Annotated in this window: 18 protein-coding genes and 4 pseudogenes; 10 read left to right on the top strand and 12 right to left on the bottom strand. The window is 72.5% G+C overall.

Going from position 1 to position 19585, the window contains the following annotated elements:
• Window positions 1-83 precede the first annotated feature (83 nt).
• From GSY65_RS28310 to GSY65_RS28330, 5 genes are all read right to left on the bottom strand, one after another.
• A complete protein-coding gene (locus tag GSY65_RS28310; RefSeq protein ID WP_159773942.1) occupies window positions 84-1040 on the bottom strand; it encodes an ABC transporter permease in 957 nt (318 codons plus the stop codon).
• Complete coding sequence (locus GSY65_RS28315) at window positions 1037-1885, bottom strand: ABC transporter ATP-binding protein (RefSeq protein ID WP_159773944.1); 849 nt, start codon at window positions 1883-1885, stop codon at window positions 1037-1039. The genes GSY65_RS28310 and GSY65_RS28315 overlap by 4 nt, the downstream gene beginning before the upstream one ends.
• 4 nt (window positions 1886-1889) lie before the next feature.
• Window positions 1890-2936: an ABC transporter substrate-binding protein gene (locus tag GSY65_RS28320; RefSeq protein WP_159773946.1), complete on the bottom strand. Its 1047-nt coding sequence runs from the start codon at window positions 2934-2936 to the stop codon at window positions 1890-1892.
• A gap of 723 nt (window positions 2937-3659) precedes the next feature.
• Entirely contained in the window at window positions 3660-4895 is a 1236-nt protein-coding gene (locus GSY65_RS28325; protein WP_159773948.1) for an acyl-CoA dehydrogenase family protein, read from the bottom strand.
• 13 nt (window positions 4896-4908) lie between these two features.
• Window positions 4909-5478 (bottom strand): winged helix-turn-helix domain-containing protein, encoded by a 570-nt coding sequence (locus GSY65_RS28330; RefSeq protein ID WP_159773950.1) that lies wholly within the window; start codon window positions 5476-5478, stop codon window positions 4909-4911.
• Between the two features lie 775 nt (window positions 5479-6253).
• On the opposite strand from GSY65_RS28330, the gene GSY65_RS28335 reads away from it, so the two are divergent.
• The 7 genes and pseudogenes from GSY65_RS28335 to GSY65_RS28365 all read left to right on the top strand — a co-directional run.
• A complete protein-coding gene (locus GSY65_RS28335) occupies window positions 6254-7390 on the top strand; it encodes an LLM class flavin-dependent oxidoreductase (RefSeq protein ID WP_159773952.1) in 1137 nt (378 codons plus the stop codon).
• Window positions 7387-7923, top strand: a complete 537-nt coding sequence (locus GSY65_RS28340) for a GNAT family N-acetyltransferase (RefSeq protein WP_159773954.1) — start codon at window positions 7387-7389, stop codon at window positions 7921-7923. Before GSY65_RS28335 ends, GSY65_RS28340 begins: the two co-directional genes overlap by 4 nt.
• 466 nt (window positions 7924-8389) lie before the next feature.
• A complete protein-coding gene (gene ssuE, locus GSY65_RS28345) occupies window positions 8390-8956 on the top strand; it encodes an NADPH-dependent FMN reductase (RefSeq protein ID WP_159776461.1) in 567 nt (188 codons plus the stop codon).
• A 23-nt stretch (window positions 8957-8979) separates the two neighbouring features.
• A pseudogene (locus tag GSY65_RS28350) lies at window positions 8980-9279 on the top strand (glutathione S-transferase family protein); the annotation flags it as partial.
• A 236-nt stretch (window positions 9280-9515) separates the two neighbouring features.
• Window positions 9516-10643 (top strand): LLM class flavin-dependent oxidoreductase, encoded by a 1128-nt coding sequence (locus GSY65_RS28355; RefSeq protein ID WP_159773956.1) that lies wholly within the window; start codon window positions 9516-9518, stop codon window positions 10641-10643.
• Window positions 10644-10749: 106 nt separating this feature from the next.
• Window positions 10750-11514 (top strand): sulfite exporter TauE/SafE family protein, encoded by a 765-nt coding sequence (locus GSY65_RS28360; protein WP_159776463.1) that lies wholly within the window; start codon window positions 10750-10752, stop codon window positions 11512-11514.
• A gap of 270 nt (window positions 11515-11784) precedes the next feature.
• Window positions 11785-12015 (top strand): annotated as a pseudogene (locus GSY65_RS28365) (TipAS antibiotic-recognition domain-containing protein); the annotation flags it as partial.
• Between the two features lie 114 nt (window positions 12016-12129).
• On the opposite strand, the gene GSY65_RS28370 reads toward GSY65_RS28365, so the two are convergent.
• Both GSY65_RS28370 and GSY65_RS28375 read right to left on the bottom strand, forming a co-directional pair.
• Window positions 12130-13152 (bottom strand): LacI family DNA-binding transcriptional regulator, encoded by a 1023-nt coding sequence (locus GSY65_RS28370; protein ID WP_159773958.1) that lies wholly within the window; start codon window positions 13150-13152, stop codon window positions 12130-12132.
• A gap of 73 nt (window positions 13153-13225) precedes the next feature.
• A pseudogene (locus tag GSY65_RS28375) lies at window positions 13226-13411 on the bottom strand (sugar ABC transporter ATP-binding protein); the annotation flags it as partial.
• A 202-nt stretch (window positions 13412-13613) separates the two neighbouring features.
• Between GSY65_RS28375 and GSY65_RS28380 the strand changes: the two are divergent.
• A complete protein-coding gene (locus GSY65_RS28380; RefSeq protein WP_159773960.1) occupies window positions 13614-14576 on the top strand; it encodes a carbohydrate kinase family protein in 963 nt (320 codons plus the stop codon).
• 59 nt (window positions 14577-14635) lie between these two features.
• Window positions 14636-14948 (top strand): annotated as a pseudogene (locus GSY65_RS28385) (putative quinol monooxygenase).
• A gap of 91 nt (window positions 14949-15039) precedes the next feature.
• Here the strand turns inward: GSY65_RS28385 and GSY65_RS28390 are convergent.
• Entirely contained in the window at window positions 15040-16398 is a 1359-nt protein-coding gene (locus GSY65_RS28390; protein WP_159773962.1) for a jacalin-like lectin, read from the bottom strand.
• Window positions 16399-16631: 233 nt separating this feature from the next.
• Here GSY65_RS28390 and GSY65_RS28395 point away from each other — a divergent pair, with 233 nt between their 5' ends.
• On the top strand, window positions 16632-17132 hold the full coding sequence (locus tag GSY65_RS28395) for a GNAT family N-acetyltransferase (RefSeq protein WP_159773964.1): 501 nt from the start codon (window positions 16632-16634) through the stop codon (window positions 17130-17132).
• Window positions 17133-17300: 168 nt separating this feature from the next.
• On the opposite strand, the gene GSY65_RS28400 is transcribed toward GSY65_RS28395, so the two are convergent.
• The 4 genes from GSY65_RS28400 to GSY65_RS28415 form a co-directional block, all read right to left on the bottom strand.
• Window positions 17301-17792: a hypothetical protein gene (locus GSY65_RS28400; protein WP_159773966.1), complete on the bottom strand. Its 492-nt coding sequence runs from the start codon at window positions 17790-17792 to the stop codon at window positions 17301-17303.
• Window positions 17776-18276 (bottom strand): RNA polymerase sigma factor, encoded by a 501-nt coding sequence (locus tag GSY65_RS28405; protein ID WP_159773968.1) that lies wholly within the window; start codon window positions 18274-18276, stop codon window positions 17776-17778. The genes GSY65_RS28400 and GSY65_RS28405 overlap by 17 nt, the downstream gene beginning before the upstream one ends.
• 109 nt (window positions 18277-18385) lie before the next feature.
• Window positions 18386-19066, bottom strand: a complete 681-nt coding sequence (locus tag GSY65_RS28410; RefSeq protein ID WP_159773970.1) for a class F sortase — start codon at window positions 19064-19066, stop codon at window positions 18386-18388.
• Entirely contained in the window at window positions 19063-19446 is a 384-nt protein-coding gene (locus tag GSY65_RS28415) for a Tat pathway signal sequence domain protein (RefSeq protein ID WP_159773972.1), read from the bottom strand. The genes GSY65_RS28410 and GSY65_RS28415 overlap by 4 nt, the downstream gene beginning before the upstream one ends.
• Window positions 19447-19585: the final 139 nt, after the last annotated feature.

A 19585-nucleotide genomic window follows, 5' to 3' on the forward strand; every position in this document is an offset into this window, starting at 1 on the left:
TCGGGGAGGACACCGGGGCCGAGAAGGCAGCGGGCCGACAGACAGTTGGGCCGAGAAGACAGCGGGGTGAGAAGGCGGCCGGGTCAGCCGCCGACCGGCACGCGCCAGGAGCTGAGCCGCCGCTCCACGGTCACCAGGAACTGGTTGAAGGCCACGCCGACGGCGGAGATCGTGATGATGCCCGCGTACATCTGCGGGATCGCGAAGTTGTACTGCGAGGCGTTGACCAGATAGCCGAGGCCGGCCTTGGCGCCGATCATCTCCGCGGCGACCAGCACCAGGATCGACACCGCTCCCGCCAGCCGGATGCCGGTGAACATCACCGGCACCGAGGAGGGCAGGATGACCTTCTGGAACAGCCGCGGCGCGGACAGGTCCATCGACTTCGCCAGCTTCAGCAGGGTCGGGTCGACGTGGCGGACCGCGCTGATGGTGTTGAGCAGGATCGGCCAGGTGCAGGCGTACACCACGATGGAGATCTTCGAGGTCTCGCCGATGCCCAGCAGCAGGACGAACACCGGCAGCAGGGCCAGGGCGGCGGTGTTGCGGAACACCTCCAGCAGCGGTCCGAGGAGGTCGGCGACCGGCCGGTACCAGCCGATCAGCAGCCCGAGCGGCACGGCGACGGCCACGGCGATACCGAATCCGCTGAACGAACGCGCCAGGCTGGCACGCGCGTTGTCGGCGAGCTGACCGTCGACGGCCAGTCCCCACCAGGCACGGGCGACCTCGCTGAACGGCGGCAGGAAGATCCGGTCGACCAGGCCGAGTCGCGGCGCGGTCTCCCACAGCAGGAGCAGCGCCACGATCGCTACGGACCTGGTCGCCCCCCGGACCAGCAGGTGCGGCAGGCGGCGGACGGCCCGGCGGACCCGGGCCGCCGTGGAGAGGGCTCGGCGCACTCCTGGCGGCGATGCGCCGTGGGGCGCGGGCACCCCGGACTCGGCGGCGGACGGGCCGGGGCCGGGCACGGGCTCGGCGGCGCTCACCGAGTCCGGCGCCGTGGTCTTCTCGGTGGTCGTGCCGGTGGTGAGACTCATACGGAGGCCTCCTCCTTCTCCAACTGCTGGGCCCTGGCCACCTCGTCGTGCAGCAGCGACCAGATCTCGTGCCGGTGTCGTGCGAACTCGGGACTGGAGCGCGGGTCGTCCGTCGCCGTACGGGAGCCGAGGGCGACCGGCACGATCTGCTTGATCCGGCCCGGCCTCGACGTCATGACGGCGACGCGCTGTCCCAGGTAGACGGCCTCGTCGATGCCGTGCGTGATGAAGACGACGGTCTTGCCGGTGCGCTGCCAGATGCGCAGCAGTTCGTCCTGCAGCGACTCCCGGGTCTGGGCGTCCAGCGCGGCGAACGGCTCGTCCATCAGGAGCACGTCGGGGTCGTAGGCGAGGCTGCGGGCGATCGCCACCCGCTGCCGCATCCCGCCCGACAGTTCGTGCGGGTGGCGTTCCTCGAACCCGGACAGACCGACCAGGTCCAGGAACTCCCGGGCCTGTGCGGCACGTTGACGCCGTGGGACGCCGACGGCCTCAAGGCCGAACTCGACATTGCCCTGGGCCGTGCGCCACGGCAGCAGCGCGTACTGCTGGAACACGACGCCCCGGTCCAGGCCGGGGCCGGTGACGGGTTCGCCGTCCAGCAGGATCCGTCCGCCGGTGGGCCGGGTGAGGCCGCCGAGCAGGTCCAGCAGCGTCGACTTCCCGCAGCCGCTGGGGCCGACCAGCACGACGAACTCGCCGGCCGCGATCTCCAGATCGATGCCGTCGAGGGCGGTGAACCGGCTTGTGCGTCGGGTTCCCGCGCGGTCCTTGACGGTGAAGTCCTTCCGGACGTTCTCGAACACGATCTTGGGTGTGAAGGGCTTCGTGGTGGGTTCCGGCATGGGATCAGCTCCCGCTCTCCGCGGCGGCCGAGGACTTCCGGTTGCCGTTGAACTCGTTGGTGTAGAGGTCCGACAGCGTGACCTGGCCCTTGCGGACATCACCGCGCTCGACCAGCCAGTCGATCCACAGCTGGAGTTCCTTGCCGGTGATCCGGCCGGCCGTCTCGGCGACGCCGTAGGACCGCCAGTACTTCAGCGGTGCGGTCTGCTCGTTGCGGCCGCGCTTCTCCACGATCTCCGTCATCCGGGCGATGACCTCCTCGCGCGGAGTGGAACGGGACCACTCGATGGCCCGCCCCACGGCGGTGACGAAGGTCCGGGCCGTGTCGGGGTTCTGCTCCAGGAAGCGGTCCGTCATCACATAGGTGCCGGCGCTGAACGAACCGAGCAGCTGATGGTCGGTGAACAGCGGACGGATGCCCCCGGTCGCCAGGGCCTTGTCGCGCAGGATGCCGCCGAGCACGGCCACGTCGATCTGCTTCTGACGCAGCGACTGCTCCGTGTTGACCGGAGGTACCACCAGGGGCTCGACCTTGTCGATCTCCGCCCGGGAGAGACCGCCTCGCTGCAGATAGATGTCGAGCATGGCCTCGGCGTGGGCTCCGAGGGTGTTCATCCCGACCTTCCTGCCGATCAGGTCACGGGCCGAACGGATGGGTGCGTCCTTGAGGACGTAGAAGCCGTTGTAGGCGTACTTGTCGGAGCCGTAGTAGCTGATGACGGCTTTGACCGGGGTGTTGTTCGCGGCCAGTTTGACGACTGCGCCGTTGAAGGCGCCGCCGAAGTCGATCTGGCCCGTGGCCGCGGACTGGATGTCCTGTGGCCCGCTGATGGTGTTGCCGACCCACTTCAGTCTCACGTCCTCCAGATAGCCGAGATCCTCGGCCAGTTCCGGCAACGTGACCTGTCCCGCCCAGCCCTGGTACCGGAGCGTCTTGGTCTGGCCCTTGCCGGAGGTGGCTCCGGTCGCTGTGGTGCCGCAGCTCACGGTCACCGCCGAAAGTCCGAGCAGAGAGAGGAACTGGCGTCGGGTCGATGCCGTGATGGCCATGGAAAAGGTCCTGTTCGAGCGAATGGGGAATGACGTGGAATCGGCGGACGTGCCGTCCGAGGGCGCGACAAAGTGATGCCCGCAGGGGTACTTCGGCATGAGAATTCCCCGCCGAAAGGGTGCGCGGCAGCCAAGGGCTGTCCCGCCCTTAGGCGCAAATGGAGGAGACCCCGGCCGGGGAAGGAGAACCCGGCTGGGTAAGGAGAAACCGACTGAGAATGCAAACCCTGTCAGGAGAGCCTGCGGGACATCGGTGATCTACGACAGCAGGGGCATGGTCGTAGCAGCCGGCTTCGCAGTGGAGCGGCAGAGAGCGGCGCTCGTCAGCGGGTTCGGTGGCCGACGGCACAGATGGCGCTGGCCTGACGTCGCAGATCGACGTGCAGGCGCGTGGCGAGATTCTCGAAGGGGCTCACAACCAAGAGAGTCGCAGCGAAATCCGGCCACGTCAATGTCGGTTCCGTGGATGTCTCATATCCTGAACCGCCCGACATGCACGTGAAGTGCGCCATTCACAATTGCCTGGACGTCACGGTGCATGGCGAATCCCGACCGGGGCGAGCCCGGCCGCGGGACAGTGGTCTCGTGCGTTGCCGGAAGGGGTATTCCCGCAGCAGATGCCTTGTCGCGGATCCGTCCCGGATCAATGGCGGATTCATCGCGGATCAAACGAGGATCAGTCGCGGATCCGTCGTGGATTCGCCGCAGATCCGGAGCCGGTCCTCAAGGCCGGACCGGCAGGACGAACGGAGGGTGCGCGCCGTTGAGGAAGTAGTCCCCGACGTCGCGGAGCCGGTGCGCGACGGGCTCGTACAAGGTGTGCGTTCGGGTGTTGCGCCAGAAGCGGTCGAAGCCCAGCCGCGAGGACGCGGAGCGGGCGCCGATGATGTCGAGGGCGCGGGCGGTGGACTCCTGTGCCGCCCGGGACGCGGCGGCCTCGGCCATGGCCACGAGGACGGAGGTCTCCGCGTACTCGTCGTAGGTGAGGTCCTCGCCTCGTGCCAGCCCGCCGTCCACGGCGTCCACGGCCTGAGCGGCGAGCGCGGACGCGGAGCGGGCGAGGACGGTGAGTTCTCCGTAGGCGGTCAGCACCTGTGGGTCCTGGGGGGAGCCGGCCGGCCGGTCCGGGTGCCAGGGGGAGTGGCCCGCCCTGCTGTACTCACGGGCTTCGGCGAGCACCCCCTCGGCCATGCCGAGGAGGAGCTGGACCGAGAGCAGACGCCCGACCGGCGAGGCCAGAGCGGCCAGGGGTGACAGATCGTCCTCGTCCGCGGACAGCGAGCCGAGTACGTCGTGGGCGGCGACCGGCACGGCGTCGAACTCCACGCTCCCGCCGGCCGCGAGCCGCTGGCCGAAGGTGTCGGTGTCGCCGTCGACGCGCACACCGTGACGGGCGGAGTCCACGACGACCGCGAGTGGTTCGCCGGTGTCGGCCCGCTCGGCCCGCACGGCGAGGCGGTCGGCGACCACGACCCCCGTGGCGTAGCTCTGCCGACCGTCGAGCACAAAGCCACTGCCCTTCCTGGCCAGGGTCAGCGGCAGTTCCTGACGGGCGAGACCGCCACCCCAGCACCACTGCTCCGCCGCGGACGTCCGCTCGACCCGAGCGGCGAGGGCGGGCTCGGTGAACAACCGGGCACTCCACGACAGGAAGTAGTGACAGCCGAGCACCTGAGCGATCGCGCCGTCGGCGGCGGCGATCTCCCGGACGACGGCGTAGGCCGTGGGCCAGTCCGCGCCGCCTCCGCCGAGCGCGGCCGGTACGAGGAGCGTCAGCAGTCCCGCCTCACGAAGCCCGGACACCTCGTCGAACGGGGCCTTGCCCGCCTGCTCCCTGGCCACCGCGTCCGTGGCCAGGTCGTCCGCCGTCTCCCGGGCCACCCGCAGCCAGTGCGCACGGCCGGGCCCGGTCCGGTCGGAGTCCGAGGCGGGTTCGGACGGCGCGGTGGCAACGCCCATGGCGGTGGTCTCCTCAAGGTCGGTGGCAGGGCGCGGAGCCGGTGTCCTCTTGCCGGTCGGGCACGTACTTGTAGCCCACGCGCCGTACGGTGACGATCCGGTGCCGGTGGGCTCCGCCCAGCTTGCGGCGCAGCCGTGCGATGTGGACATCCACGGTGCGGCCGTCGCCGATGTGGTCGTAGCCCCAGATGCCGGCCATCAACCGCTCACGCGAATGCACCTGGTGGGGATGGAGGACGAGATGGGCCAGCAGGCCGAACTCCAGGTAGGTGAGGTCGAGTTCGCGTCCGTCCAGCTCTGCGACACGTCGCGCGGGATCGACGCGTACGCCGCCGGCTCCGGTCTGCCGCGCGGGAGGCGCGTCCGGAGGGGCGACCGGCCGGATCAGCGGGCGTGCCACGTCCTTCGCGAACAGCCGGGCGGGATCGGTGCCCTCGGGGACGAGGACGAGGTAGCCGACGAGCGGAGCGGAACCGTCTCCCTCGTCGTCGAACTGCGCGGTGTCGCCCACGAGGCGGAGATGCCGCATGTCGGGGAGCGGCGGAGTCGCGGGAGCGGTCTGGGCCGGAAGTGCCGTGGTCATGGCGGTCGTCCTTCAGGAATGCGTCGGGCCGTCAGGCGCGCCGGTGGCTTCGTCCGACCGCCTGGGATGGGGGAGAAGGAGCGGAGTGGCACACGCGACGAGTGAGCGGTGTGCCCTCTACGCGCGACAGCAGGCGGCGCTGACGACGTGACCAAAGTCGACATGCCGACGACGAACGAGTCGCTGCTGCGTGTGGGCCATGCGCATCATCCTGCGCACCCTACGGGCAGGCCGTCAATGCTTCCCTAGTAAATCGATGGGAAATGTAGGGAACGCAACACCGTGCGTGGGCCCACGGGCCGGTGTCGCCCCGGTCCGGCATCCGGGCCGCAGTTGACGAGAAGCGAGATGTCCTGCTCAATTGGCCGCATGAATGCCGAGCAGCGCCTGGTCACCCGTGACCACATCGACTTCGGTCGGGTGTGGTCCGCGGCGTGTCGCGCCTGACGCGGCAGCGGGCCCTCTGACCGGCCCTGCTCTCCCTCGGTGACCCCGTAGCGGGCCGATTTCCTCCCTGCGCGGCACCGTTGTGCGCATCCGCCGCACGCACGCCGAACCCGCGTACGCGAACGGTCCTGCGGGACCTGACACGCACTGCCGCCGCACGACCTCGCCCGAGGTCGCTGCCCCCCGCCGTCATCCCACCTGCTCACCATCTGCCTCCCGGCACCCTGAAGCGCCGTCACATCCGGTCGCTCCGAGGGCTGCTCCGCCGTGTCCGCCCGCTGCCCACGCGGCGGCCCGGCCCCAGAGCCTTGAGGAAAGGCCATCTCCCATGCCCGTGGAATTCCTCGGCATCGCCGCCACCAACGACGGCTCCGAAACCACCCCGCGCTCCGGCGCCGCCTTCGACAAGGAGTACACGCTCCGGCTCGCCCGGGCGCACGAGGAGCACGGCTGGGACCGGGTGCTGTTCGCCTACGGTTCCGGGTCCCCGGACCCCGCGCCGGCCGCCGCGTACGTCGCGAGCAGGCTGGAGCGCCTGCAGATCCTGCTCGCCCACCGGCCCAACGTCTCCTACCCGACCTTCGCCGCGAAGACCTTCGCCACCCTCGACCGAATCAGCGAGGGCCGGCTGACCGTGCACTTCATCACCGGGGGCAACGACCGCGAGCAGGGCCGCGAGGGCGACACCCTCACCAAGGACGAGCGCTACGCCCGCACCCGCGAGTACATCCGCATCGTCAAGAAGATCTGGACCACCCACGAGCCCTTCGACCACGAGGGCGAGCACTACCGCTTCCACGACTTCGTCAGCGACGTCTTCCCCGTTCAACAGCCCCGTCCGAACGTCTCGTTCGGCGGCTCGTCCCCCGCCGCGTACGCCGCGGGCGGCGCCGAGGCCGACATCTACTGCCTGTGGGGCGAGCCGCTGGAGAGGACCGCCGAGCAGATCGAGAACGTGAAGGCCGCCGCGAAGGCCGCGGGCCGCACCGACGTGCCGCGCATTCAGGTGGCGTTCCGCCCGATCATCGCCCCGACCGAGGAGCTGGCCTGGGAGAAGGCCCATCGCACGGTCGGCGCGATCAAGGCCCGCAAGGAGAAGGGCGAGGCGGTCTCCAAGCGTCACAACGGCCACAGCCGCCCGCAGAACACCGGCTCGCAGCGGCTGCTCGCCATCGCCGAGGCGGGAGAGCGCTACGACCGCGCCCTGTGGACCCCGACCGCCGCCGCGACCGGTGGCGCGGGCAACTCCAACGCCCTGGTCGGCACCCCGGAGACGGTCGCTCAGGCGCTCCTCGACTACTACGACCTCGGCGTCGACATCCTCTCGGCCCGCGGCTACGACCTGCTGGGCGACGCGATCGACTTCGGCCGGTACGTGATCCCGATCGTCCGCGAGGAGGTCGCCAAGCGCGACGCCGCGCGGGCGGCCCGCGGCCCGCAGACCCTCGCGGCGGTGCGTGGATGACCTCCGTCGCACCACCGCCGCCGCTCTCGGCCGGGCCTGCGGTCGTTCGCGTCACCGTGTCCGACCCGCGGGTGGAACCCCTGCTGCGCGAACTCGGCGACGAGTACTCCGCCCGCTACGGCAAGGACGCGCACGCCGAACTCGCCCGGTACCCCGACGAGGAGTTCACCGCACCGTACGGAGGGGTGCTGCTCCTGCTCCTCGAACACGGCGAGCCGGTCGCGGGCGGCGCGTTCCGCCGGTACGACGAGACCACGGCCGAGCTGAAGCGGATCTGGACGCACTCGGCCCACCGCAGGCGCGGCCTGGCCCGCCGGGTCGTCGCCGAGCTGGAACGCGAGGCGAGCGCCCGCGGCTACCGGCGGATCCACCTGACCACCGGTCCGCGCCAGCCCGAGGCCCGCGGCCTGTACCTGACGACCGGCTACACCCCGCTGTTCGACACCGAGGCCGACCCGGAATCCATCGGCCCGCTGCCTTTCGAGAAGCACCTGCCCGCCGCACCACCCCAGAAAGAGGCGGCCGGCTCATGAACGACCGCGGCACCGGAACCCGTCTCCGCACGACGTGGGCACCGCCCCCTCCACGACCGGGACGGCGCGGAGCGAACCGCCCGAGCACCCATACGAGTCCCACAGGAACACCACGATGAGACCGACCACCGACACCGTGCCGCCCCGCGCGGCCGTCCCGGGCACCGGCCCCAGGGCCCCGCCCGCTCCGGACGACCCGGCCTCCCTCAAGGTCGTCCCCGCCCGTCACTACGCCCGCTGGGTGGCGGCCGTCGCCGTGATCGTGCTGGTCGGCCAGTTCGTGCACGGCCTGACCACCAACCCGGTCTGGGAGTGGGGTGTATTCCGCGACTACGTGCTGTCCGAGACGATCGTGCAGGCGGTGTGGGTCACCCTCCAGCTCACCGCGTACGCCACCGTGCGCAGTACCCCCGGTACGCGGCCCCGCACCAGTCCCCCGCACCCCCCCGCTCCCGAAGGATCCGCAATGGCCACCGTCCTGTCCGTCTCCGGAAGCCCCTCCGCCACCTCGCGTACCGCCCGCCTGCTGCGTCACCTGGACACGCGGCTCACGGCACAGGGACACCAGGTGATCCCCCTGGACGTCCGCACCATCCCCGCCGAGGCCCTGCTCGGCGCCGACTTCCGGCACCCGGCGATCGTCGAGGCGACCGAACTGTTCGCCCGCGCCGACGGAGTCGTGATCGGCACGCCCGTCTACAAGGCCGCCTACTCCGGGCTGCTGAAGTCCCTGCTGGACCTGTTGCCGCAGTACGGCCTGGTCGGCAAGACGGTCCTCCCGCTGGCGACCGGCGGGAGCACGGCGCACGTCCTGGCGATCGACTACGCGCTGCGTCCGGTGCTCAGTTCCATGGGCGCCGCGCACATCGTCCAGGGCTGGTTCACGCTCGACAAGGACCTCGCGGTGGGCGCTGACGGCACCCTGACCGTCGCGCCGGGCCCGGCCGAGGCCCTCGCACAGGTCGTCGACCAGTTCGCCGAAGCCCTCGGCAGCCGACCGGCCCCGCAGGCGGCCACCGGACGAGCCGCCTGACCCTTCGCTCGCCGTCGGCCGCGCACCGTCCGCACCTGGACGCCGCCGTGGTCCAACGCATCGCCGACCATCCGCACCTGTGGGCCTACGCACGGCGACTGGCCGCCCACCCCGCCTTCGGCATCCACCTAGACCTGGACGGCATCGCCCGCCGACACCACGCCCACTGCCGAGGGCTGGAGGCCGCAGGGGTGGCGGTGCGGAGCGTGGACTGGTCCCTGCACGGCGCGGACGCGGCCGCCGCCCGGCCCGCCCGGCGGGCTCCGGACGGCTTCACGCAACCGCAATACGCCCTCCACCTTCGCCCGTCCGGATCCGCCTAACCTGCGACGACACGGGCGCTCCCGTACCGGAGCACGGCACGGCCCGTGCGGAGCGGGACAAGGGGGCCGGACGAGCGGAGGTGACGGTGCCGTCCCCCGCAGCGACCGGCCGGCGCTCCCCGCCGTCCCACGCGCCGACCGCGTGTCCGCGTCCGCACCGTCCCACGCGCCGACCGCGTGTCCGCGTCCGCACCGGCACCCGCGCCCACCGACCGCTGAGGAGCAACACCCCGACCATGTCCGCCATCCCTCTCGGAGTCCTCGACCTCGTCCCGATCCCGTCCGGGTCCACCGCCGCACAGGCGCTGCGCAACACCATCGACCTCGCCCAGCAGGCCGAGCGTCTCGGCTACACGCGCTACTGGTTCGCCGAGCACCACCTCAACCCGGGCGTGGCCGGGACCTCTCCCGCCGTCGTGCTGGCCCTGACCGCGTCCGCGACCTCCACGATCAGGATCGGGTCCGGGGCCGTGCAGCTCGGTCACCGCACCGCCCTGTCCACCGTCGAGGAGTTCGGGCTGATCGACGCCCTGCACCCCGGGCGACTCGACCTGGGCCTCGGCCGCTCGGGCGGACGTCCCCCGGAGCGGACGGCTGGACCCCGGCCGACCACGACGCCCGTCGTCGGCGGGCGCGCTCCCAACGGTCTGCGGATCCCGCCCCGGTTCTCCTCCGAGCACCTGATCGGTTCGCCGCGTCTCCGGCTCCAGCAGCACCTGTTGCACCAGCCGGGGGCACGCCCCCAGGACTACGGTGAGCAGGTCGGCGACATCCTCGCGCTCCTGCGCGGCGACTACCGCTCCGCAGACGGCATCGAAGCGCACGCCGTCCCCGGTGAGGGCGCCGAGGTGCAGGTATGGATCCTCGGCAGCAGCGGCGGACAGAGTGCCGAGGTCGCGGGTCGCAACGGCCTGCGCTTCGCGGCCAATTACCACGTCAGCCCGGCCACCGTGCTGGAGGCGGTCGAGGGCTACCGCGCCGGGTTCCAGCCGTCCGGCCACCTCGACAAGCCCCATGTCAGCGTCTCCGCCGACGTCGTCGTCGCCGAGAACGACGCGACCGCCCGTGAACTGGCCACCGGCTACGGCCCGTGGGTCCGCAGCATCCGCACGGCCGAGGGCGCCATCCCCTTCCCGACCCCGGTCCAGGCCCGCGCGCACGCCTGGACCGAAGCGGACCGGGCCCTGGTCGCCGACCGCGTCGACACCCAGTTCGTCGGCTCTCCGGGGCGCGTCGCCGACCAGCTCGAACAACTGCAGGAGGCCACCGGCGCCGACGAGCTGATCATCACCACCATCACCCACGACCACGCCGACCGGGTGCGCTCCTACCGGCTCCTCGCAGAGGAGTGGCACCGCCGATGAGCCGGTCGTGGCCCGGTGCCCGGCGTCGTGCGGCAGCCACGTCCGCGGCCTGCCGGGCGGACCTGTCATGATCGGACACTGAACTGGAACGGCGGGCTCGGTGGAACTGTACGGACTGGTCGTCGGCCTGGTGATCGCCGTGGTGACCGCCCCCGTGGGGGTCTCGGGGGCGGTGTTCCTGCTGCCCGTGCAGCTGAGCGTGTTCGGCGTGGCCAGTCCGGCGGTCACCCCCACCAACCTGCTGTACAACGTGGTGGCCGGGCCTGGCGCCCTGCTGCGCTACCGCCGAGCGGGTCTGCTGAACAGCCCGCTGACCCGCCGCCTGGTGATCGGCACCCTGCCCGGCGTGGTCGTCGGAGCGGTGGTACGGGTGTTCGTCGTACCCGGCCCCACCGCTTTCCGGCTGCTCGTCGCCGGACTGCTGATGCCGCTGGGCCTGTGGCTGATCGTCCGCACCCTCCGGCCCGCCCCGGCCACCCCGGCGGCGGAGCCCTCCCCCCGCGCCCTCACCGGCCTGGCCCTGGCCGTCGGCGTCGTCGGCGGGGTCTACGGCATCGGCGGCGGCTCCCTCCTCGGCCCCTTCCTGGTCGGCCGCGGTATGCCCGTGCGCCAGGTCGCCCCGGCAGCCCTCGCCTCCACCTTCGCCACGTCCGTGACCGGTGCCGCGACCTTCGCGTCGCTGTCCCTGACCGGCTCCGGGAGCATCGCCCCCGACTGGTACCTCGGGCTGGCCTGCGGCCTGGGCGGGCTGATCGGCGGATACCTCGGGGCGTACCTGCAGCCCCGACTGCCCGAGACCGCCCTGCGCCTGTTGCTCGGCGCCCTCGCCGCGGCCTTCGGCGCGCTCTACGCCGTCCAGTCACTGCGATGACACCGCGGATCCCGCCTCCGGCCGCCGTTCCGTCGGCCCACGCCGCGGGCGCCGTCCGCGGGCCGGAGAAGAAGACCGGCGACCCGATGCGGTTCGTCCTCAGCCCCTGAGGGCCCAGAAAGCCCCTGAGGGCCCAGAACCTCCCGACTCCCCACCTGGAAGCCCATCTCGCGACAGCGCCTTGCGGGAGGATTTTTGCCTGTTTACTGATGTTTTGCGGCTTTCTTCAAAGCGGTGCAAGCACTTGATCGGTCGACTGTGTCAGTCGCCACAACCCCCGGTGCCCCGGAGGCGAACCGGCTCGTCGAGCGGCACCGCGAGGTCTTCGCCGCGTACTTCCCCCTCACCCGGCGGATGCAGGTCCGTCTCGGCCGCCGGCACGAGGCCGACCCGGGGTTCGCCGCCCACTACGACGGGATCCGCGCCGGTCTCGCCGGCTGGCTCCGGCAGGCGGCCGACGCCGGTGCGCGCGCCCACGGCATCGACCCGGACTCTGCGACCCGGACACCGCGACCCGGACACCGCGACCTGGGAGCAGCGCCCGGGGAGGAAGCAGGTCCCGCCGAGGCCAGGGCGGCGAGGGAGGCGGGCCGGTGAACCGCTCCGGTCGCGGCGCTACGGCTGCGGGGCGGGCTGTTCGCCCGAGCCCCGGACGATCAGACGGGTGGGGACGGTGAGGGTGCGGGCGCGGCCGCGGTCGCCGTCGAGGCGGGCCAGCGCGGTGGTCGCGGCGGCCCGGCCGAGTTCCTCCGCGTCCTGGGCGACGACGGTCAGCGCCGGTTCCAGCGCCTCGGCGAGCGCCACCTCGTCGAAGGCGACGACCGCGACCTCCTTGCGCTTGCCGCGGGCGAGTTCGGCCACTGTGCCCAGCGCCATGATGTTGTTGCCCGCGAACAGGGCGGTCGGGGGATCGCTCAGACCGAGGAGCTGCGCGGTCGCGGCCTCGGCGCCCCGCTGGTCGTGGGCGTCGGCGACTAGGGCGCGGTCGTAGGGGATACCCGCCTCCCGCAGTGCCGCGCGGTAGCCGGCCTGGCGCTCACGGCGGGTGTACAGCTTCCGGGGCAGGTCCCCGACGAAGCCGATCCTGCGGTGCCCGTGGGCGATGAGGTGGGCGACGCCCTCCTGGGCCCCGGCCCGGTTGGAGCTGACGATGCTGTCGGTGGCCAGGCCGGCTCCGGGCCGGTCGAGGAAGACCACGGGAAGTCCCGCCGCGCGGTGGGGCCTGAGGTGGGAGTGGTCGGCGCCCACGGACGGGACGACGATCAGGATGCTGACCCGGCGGGCGAGGAACTGGTCCGTGAGGGCGCGTTCCCGCTCGGGGTCGTCCGCGGAGGAGCCCATCAGCAGGGTCAGCCCGCGGTCGTCGACGGTGTCCTCGATGGCCCGCGCCACCGCCCCGAAGAACGGGTTGGCCAGGTCGGGGATGACCAGACCGATGGTGGTGTCCGGGCCGCCGACGCGGATGTGGCGGGCCATGAGGTTCGGCTGGAAGCCGAGTTTCGCCACCGCGGCCAGTACCTGTTCCCTGGTCCGCGCGGAGACGGGGCCGTCCTCGTTGAGGACCCGCGAGACCGTCTTGGCGCTGACGCCCACCTCGCGGGCGACGTCGGCCAGGGTGGGGCGGCGGTTGGCTGCCATGGAGGAAGTCTCCTGAGGGCTCTCCACTCCGGCCGCGGCCTTCGGCCGGAGACGGGAGAGCGGGGTCGAGCTGTCAAGTGGCCCGGACACCGGCGGCCTTCGCGGCCTTCGAATCCGCAACGACAGTATCTCCGGCCGCGTCGACGGTGAGTGCGCCGGTCATGATGGCGACGACCTCCGCCATCGAGTAGTCGGAGGGGTCGATCACGGCGGCCCGCCGGCCCAGCCTGTGGACGTGGACGCGGTCGGCTGTCTCGAACGTGTCAGCGTTGACTTATGTCATCGTTGACAGTGCATGGCGAGGATGATGGACTCCGCATCCAGGCAACGCCAATGCCTTCCACCCGTCACAGATCGGCAATCTACGAAGCCGTCGTCTCCGTACGGCCGGTGAGCACCCTGTCGCCGTGCCGGCCCCTTCGCCCGGTCCTTTCCGAGCCTTCTTCGAGAGAGAGCAGCCCATGAGTCCGAGTCGGATCACTGTGCTGGGAGAGTGCGTCGCGGACGCCTTCACCGAGCCGGCCCGCGCTCCCGGTGAACTCGCTCTGCGGGTCCTCCCCGGCGGCGGACCCGCGAACACGGCGGTGGCCCTGGCCCGGCTCGGGACCCCCGCCCGCTTCCTCGCCCGCCTGTCGGGGGACGTGTTCGGCCGGCTGTTCCGCGGGCACCTGGAGGCGTCCGGCGTCGACCTCTCCTGCGCCGTCGCCGCCGCGGAGCCCAGCACGCTGGCCGTGGCGGAACTGGACGCCACCGGGCAGGCCGCGTACTCCTTCCACGCCCAGAACACCGCCGACTGGCAGTGGACTTCGGACGAGCTGGCCCGGGTGGACCTGTCCGGCACGGCCTGTGTGCACACCGGCTCGCTGGCCCTGGTCCGCGAGCCCGGCGGGGCGGTGGTGGAGCGCTTCCTGGAGACGGCGGCCGAGCGGGCCACCGTCAGCGTCGACCCCAACGTCCGGCCACTGCTGGTGGACCCCGAGGTCTACCGCGCCCGGCTGGCGCGCTGGTGCGCCCTCACCGACATCCTGCGGCTGAGCTCGGACGACCTGGACCTGCTGCTGCCGGGCACGTCGCCCGAGCGGGCCTGCGACACCTGGCACGCCGCGGGGGTACGGCTCGTCGTGATCACCCTCGGCGCCGACGGCGCCCTGGCCTCGCTCGACGGCGCACGGCTGCGGGTGCCCGCGGTCGCCACCCGGGTCGTCGACACCGTCGGCGCGGGCGACTCCTTCACGGCCGGTCTCCTGCACCACCTCGGTGCCCTCGGTCTGCTCGGCGGCCGGCTGGACGGGGTCGGCCTCGACGAGGTCGCCGAGGCGTGCCGGTTCGGCGCCCGGGTGGCGGCCCTGACCTGCTCGGTCGCGGGCCCCAACCCGCCGTGGCGGGAGCAGGTGGAGCAGCCCGCGCCCGCCGCCGGGGCCTGAGCCGAGGCGCGGGCCGCGTACCCGACCCCCCATCCCCGCAACGACAAGGACACGTGAGGGTGAAGAAGAGCCTGCTCGCCGAGTTCACCGCCCGTGAGGCGGCGCGGGACGAGGTCGCCCGCATGATCGGGGAGCACGCCCGGAAGGTGCGCGAGGAGGAAGGCAACCTCGCCTTCGACGCCTGCACCAGGGCGGCCGAGCCGCGCGGCTTCTGGATCTCCGAGGTGTACCGGGACGAGGACGCCTTCCAGGGCACATCTGGACGCGCCCTACGGCGGCCCGTTCAACGCCGCGCTCGCGCCGCTCATCGAGGAGGACGCCTGCGTCCTGACGTTCCTCGACCCGCTGCCGCACCTCGACCCGCCGGTGTGACCGGTCCGGGCGCGGTGGGCCGCGGGGTGCCCCGGGCGGGTCGGTCCGGCCCGCCCGGGACGAGGTGCGCTGCCGGTCGTCCCGGGCCGGGTCAGCGCTGGGTGTAGATGAAGCCGATCTTGTCCACCTCGTCGCCCGCGCGGCCGTGGAAGCCGGCGATCTGCCAGCCCGACGGCGCCGTGCGCGTCACACACGTCGAGGTGGTGGTGCCACCGGACAGGGTGCGGCCCTGGTTGGTGGTGAACTTGGCGGAGAAGATCCGGGTGCGGCCGTCCTTCTGGCCCTGGCAGAGGGTGGCCGTGGTGAGGTACTCGCCGCTGCCCAGGGTGAGGGAGGACGCCGTGCCCCCGGTGCCGCCGTGGGCGAGCGTGGTGCCGTTCGCGAGGGTGAGGCTCAGCTGGTCCACGCGGGAACCGGCGCGCAGGGCGACGCCGGTGGCGCGGGCCCCGGCCGGCACGCTGCCGATGTCGTTGAAGTAGTTCCCGTGCGGGCCGCCGAACTGGTCGCTGAGCTGGAACGCGGCGTTGCGCGACCAGGAGAAGTCCACCGTCAGCGGGTCGTGGTCGGAGAGCATCAGACCGCCGTCGGTGAGGAACTTGGCGTGCTCGTTGTTGTAGCGCGTCGCGTTCAGCGAGACGAGCTTGCTGCCCCGGTACAGGATCTTGTCGACGACCTCGCAGGTGTTGGGCACGGTCGTCCCCGTCTGGTCGCAGACCAGGGCGTCGCTGCCCTTCGCGGGGGCCACGCCGCCCCGGATCAGCTGGACCCAGGGGTCGGTGAGGCCGTTGGCGGCGGCGAACTCGGCGATGGTGTCGCCGGAGCGGGTGTACCGGGTGTTGGTGTCGCCCATGACCACGACGGCGTTGCCCGCGGAGTGGGACGCGATGAAGTCGGTGAGCTGGCTGAGGTTGGCCCTGCGGGCGGCGAGGTCGTCGTCGTTGCTGCCCGCGTTGGTGTGCAGGTTGTAGAAGTCGACGTAGACGCCCTCGGCGAGGCGCTCGCGCATGAAGGTGAAGCCCTTGGGGGTCAGGCAGTCGCCTGAGCCGAGGGTGCAGGTGTTCCAGCGCACCCGCTCGAAGTCGTCCTCGTCGTAGGGGAGTTTCGAGAGCGTGTTGAGTCCGCTGCCGATGCCGGCGCCGCCGCTGGTGGGGGTGCGGTACGGGTGCGCGGTGTCGGCGGCGTAGAGGAGGGCGTGGTAGTTGAAGTCCTCCTGGGCGTGGACGACGTCGTACGACGCGATCCGCTGGCCGATCGTCGTGGTGCTGGACTCGCGGGGTGTCGGCGCGCTGGATATCGCCTCGGGCAGGCCCGCGACGTTGTAGCTCAGGACGTTGAAGGTGCCGGAGTCGGCGGCCGTGGCGGAGTCGGCGGCCGTGGCGGAGGGGGCGGCCACGGTGAGCCCGCCGAGGACGGCGGCCGCCGTCGTCAGGCAGGCGAGGAGTCTGCGCATGGGGAGTCTCTCCTGGGACGTGAACTGAGATGTGAACTGGGGCGTGAACGGGGGCTGGTGGTACGGGGGTGGGGCTCGTGGGTCTGGCCGGGGAAAGCGGTTGCGGGACGATCGTGGCTGAAGTTACCCCCGGTTACCCCTGTCCTGTCGAGAGTTCGGGCGGCATTCAAGGAGAGTTGCCGAGATGTACGCCCGCGTCCGGCGGCTCCATCAGGGCGTGTGATGCTGACGGCATGACAGAGAGGCGTGAGATCACGGTGGTCCACCGGCCCGGACCCGACCCCGGCGACGAGGCCGGGCTCGCCCGGCTGCTCGCGGACTACCACCTGCGGACCGAGGCGGAGAAGGGCCAGGTCGTCACCGGTGTGGAGGGGCTGCCCGACCGCTACCGGGCGGAGATCACCGATCCGCGGACCGCGTTCGCCGCCGACGCCGTGCTGCTGGCGACGAGCGGACGGACCGCCGTCGGCTGCCTCGTCGTCACCGCGCCCGTCGACGACTGCTCCGAGATCAAGCGGCTCTGGACGGATCCCGCCCACCGCGGCAGGGGCGTCGCGTCGCGCCTGATCGACGCCGCGGTGGCGCACGCCGCCGAGAACGGGGTGAGCACCCTGCGGCTGTCGGTGTGGCGCTGGCGCACCGGAGCCGTCGCCCTCTACGAGCGGTTCGGCTTCACGGTCACCGAGTCGTGGGACGCGCGCGAGCAGTTGGTGTGCATGCGGCGGGTGGTGTGAGGGGCCGGTGCGGGGGCGGCCGGGTCCGCCCCGGCCGTCGGTGCGCCGGGGGAGGTGGCCGGCGCCGGTGCCGCCGGCGCGGCAGCCCTCGCCGGCGCGTTCTCCTCAAGCTGCCCGGTGCGTCCACGACGTCCGCCGCCGACGCCGTACTTCACCGTGACCCGTACTTCACCGTGACCCGGCCGTCGACGGGTCGGTGGACGGCGTCGGCAGCGTCGAGGGCGCGTCGGTCGGGGAGGACGCACCCGGCTTCGCGGACGGCCCGGTGAACGCGTCCTCGACGGGATCGCGACCGGCGTCGGGAGCGGGCGTGGGGGTGACGGCTAAGGACGATCCCGTGTCCGGCCGCGTGGGTGGCGGCGACTCCACCCGGGGCTGTGTGGGAACGGGACTGCCGGCCGGCGGTGGGGCGAGCGGCGGCGACGGCGGCGTGCGCGTCCCGGACGAGGCGAACAGCGTCGGGACGGTGATGAGGGCGACCACCGCGCAGGTGACGGCGGTTCCGGCGGCCGCACGCAGCAGCCGCCGGCGGGCGGCGGTGCGGCGGATCGACTCGTAGCGGCCGGGCGGCGGGCCGAGATGCCCGGCGGGCGGGCGCAGGACGACGGCGAGCGGATCGTCCGGCTCGAACTCCGCCCCGTCGTCAGCGTGTGTGATCAAGGCTTCTCCTCAGGTGGGCGCGGAGCAGTTCGCGGGCCGCGTGCAGGTCGGCCTTGACGGTTCCTTCCTTGCGTCCGGTCAGGACGGACACCTCCCGGATCGGCATGTCAGCGTAGTAGTGCAGCAGGATCGGGACGCGCAGTCGCTCCGGCAGCGACTGCACCAGCAGCCGCACCGAGGGGTCGGCCTGCTCCGTGTGATCGCCCGGCGGACGCACCGCCGCCTCGGCCGTGGCCCGGTGCATCGCCCGGCGTTCCCGTTCGAGCTTGCGCCAGTGGTCCCGGACGAGGTTCGCCGCGGTGACATAGAGGAAGCCGTGGGGCTCGGCGACGGACGTCCAGCGGGCCCAGAGCCTGGTGAACGCCTCCGACGCGATCTCGTGGGCCGTCTCGTCGTCGTCGACCAGCCTGCGGCACCAGCCGGCGAGGCGGGGGTAGAGGGCGGCGAACAGTTCGGACGCGGCCTTCTCACGGGACCGTTTCAACGCTCTCCAGGGTCGTGGGCTCGTCATGCCGTGCGGGCGGTCGTCCGGGAGGAGACACAACCGGCCGCGACAGGGGCCGTACGGGTGGGCGGCGGGGGAGGAGGAACGGTCACCGCGCCCGCTCGCCCCCCTGGCCGGTGGCGCTCAGCGTGGCGAACACGATCACGTTGTCCCGGTACTCCTGGCCGGAGCGAGGGCCACCACAGGTGATGAGACGGAGTTCGGGCCGGTCCGCGTTCCCGTAGACCTCCGCCGCCGGGAAGTCGGACTTGGCGACGGTCCGCAGGCGGTCGACGGTGAACTCCGCCGTCGAGCCGTCGGCCCGGCGCGCGGTGATCCGCGCGCCGCGCCGCAGCCCTGCGAGCCTGCGGAAGACACCGTCGCCGTAGGCCCCGACGGTGACATGACCCAGGATCACCGAGGGGCCGGTCTCTCCCGGCGTCGGTGAGTGCCGGTACCAGCCCGCCCGGTCGTGCTCCGTCACCGGCGGCACCTCCACCGTCCCGTCCGCCGCCAGCCCCAGCCCCATGACCGGCGTGTCCACCCCGATGGCCGGGATCAGCAGCCTCACCGGCACGGAACGCCCCAGCGGCGACGGCGACGGCGACCCGTCCGAGGACGACGGCCGACGGGACGCGCCCGACGACCGGGGGGACGGGGCCGCGCCGGCCGGGGGAGCGCCCGAGTCCCGGCCCCCGGCCCCGCCGCTGCCCTGACAGCCGGCGAGCAGCGAGGCCGCCGCCACGGCGACGAGGGAGCGCCGGGAGAGCGCCGCGGTGGACGCAGTCACGCCGCGTCGCCCCGGCGGCGCCGGACGAGGACGAGCGCACCGGCCCCGCCGACGAGGGCCGCCACGGCGCCCGAGCCGACGAGCACGGCCCCGGTGCCGGAGCCGTCCGCCCCCGGCGCCTCACCGGTGTCGGGGGCCCCGCTCGGCACCACGGAGACCTGGCTGGGCACCGGGGACGGCTCGGTGACGTTCGCGTCCTCGGTGGGTTCGGCCGTGGCCGACTCGTCGGCGGGCCCGCCGGTGGACGGCCCCGTGGTGGGTGTGGCGGTCGCCGACCGCGGCGCGGTGGACGGGGCGGTGTCGTCGGCGACGGCGGGCAGGGCGCCCGCCAGGACGGCGGTGCAGGCCAGGGCCGCGGCACTGAGGACGGTACGGCGCATGAGTCGCTCTCTCTCGTCGGGCCGCCCGGCCGGTCAACGGGCGGGGCGGCGTTGCGGATCGAGCGGAGAGACGAGACAGCGGCCGACCCCGTTGTAAAGAGATGGCAAAGCCGGTGTCGTGGGCCGCCGCCGGTACGGC

This window comes from Streptomyces sp. HM190, assembly GCF_009857135.1.
GTDB classification, from domain to species: Bacteria; Actinomycetota; Actinomycetes; order Streptomycetales; family Streptomycetaceae; genus Streptomyces; species Streptomyces heilongjiangensis.

Coding starts and splice junctions, on each gene's coding strand:
- GSY65_RS28310 (WP_159773942.1), bottom strand. CDS start 1,040: ATGAGTCTCACCACCGGCACGACCACCGAGAAGACCACGGCGCCGGAC.
- GSY65_RS28315 (WP_159773944.1), bottom strand. CDS start 1,885: ATGCCGGAACCCACCACGAAGCCCTTCACACCCAAGATCGTGTTCGAG.
- GSY65_RS28320 (WP_159773946.1), bottom strand. CDS start 2,936: ATGGCCATCACGGCATCGACCCGACGCCAGTTCCTCTCTCTGCTCGGA.
- GSY65_RS28325 (WP_159773948.1), bottom strand. CDS start 4,895: ATGGGCGTTGCCACCGCGCCGTCCGAACCCGCCTCGGACTCCGACCGG.
- GSY65_RS28330 (WP_159773950.1), bottom strand. CDS start 5,478: ATGACCACGGCACTTCCGGCCCAGACCGCTCCCGCGACTCCGCCGCTC.
- GSY65_RS28335 (WP_159773952.1), top strand. CDS start 6,254: ATGCCCGTGGAATTCCTCGGCATCGCCGCCACCAACGACGGCTCCGAA.
- GSY65_RS28340 (WP_159773954.1), top strand. CDS start 7,387: ATGACCTCCGTCGCACCACCGCCGCCGCTCTCGGCCGGGCCTGCGGTC.
- ssuE (WP_159776461.1), top strand. CDS start 8,390: ATGGCCACCGTCCTGTCCGTCTCCGGAAGCCCCTCCGCCACCTCGCGT.
- GSY65_RS28355 (WP_159773956.1), top strand. CDS start 9,516: ATGTCCGCCATCCCTCTCGGAGTCCTCGACCTCGTCCCGATCCCGTCC.
- GSY65_RS28370 (WP_159773958.1), bottom strand. CDS start 13,152: ATGGCAGCCAACCGCCGCCCCACCCTGGCCGACGTCGCCCGCGAGGTG.
- GSY65_RS28380 (WP_159773960.1), top strand. CDS start 13,614: ATGAGTCCGAGTCGGATCACTGTGCTGGGAGAGTGCGTCGCGGACGCC.
- GSY65_RS28390 (WP_159773962.1), bottom strand. CDS start 16,398: ATGCGCAGACTCCTCGCCTGCCTGACGACGGCGGCCGCCGTCCTCGGC.
- GSY65_RS28395 (WP_159773964.1), top strand. CDS start 16,632: ATGACAGAGAGGCGTGAGATCACGGTGGTCCACCGGCCCGGACCCGAC.
- GSY65_RS28415 (WP_159773972.1), bottom strand. CDS start 19,446: ATGCGCCGTACCGTCCTCAGTGCCGCGGCCCTGGCCTGCACCGCCGTC.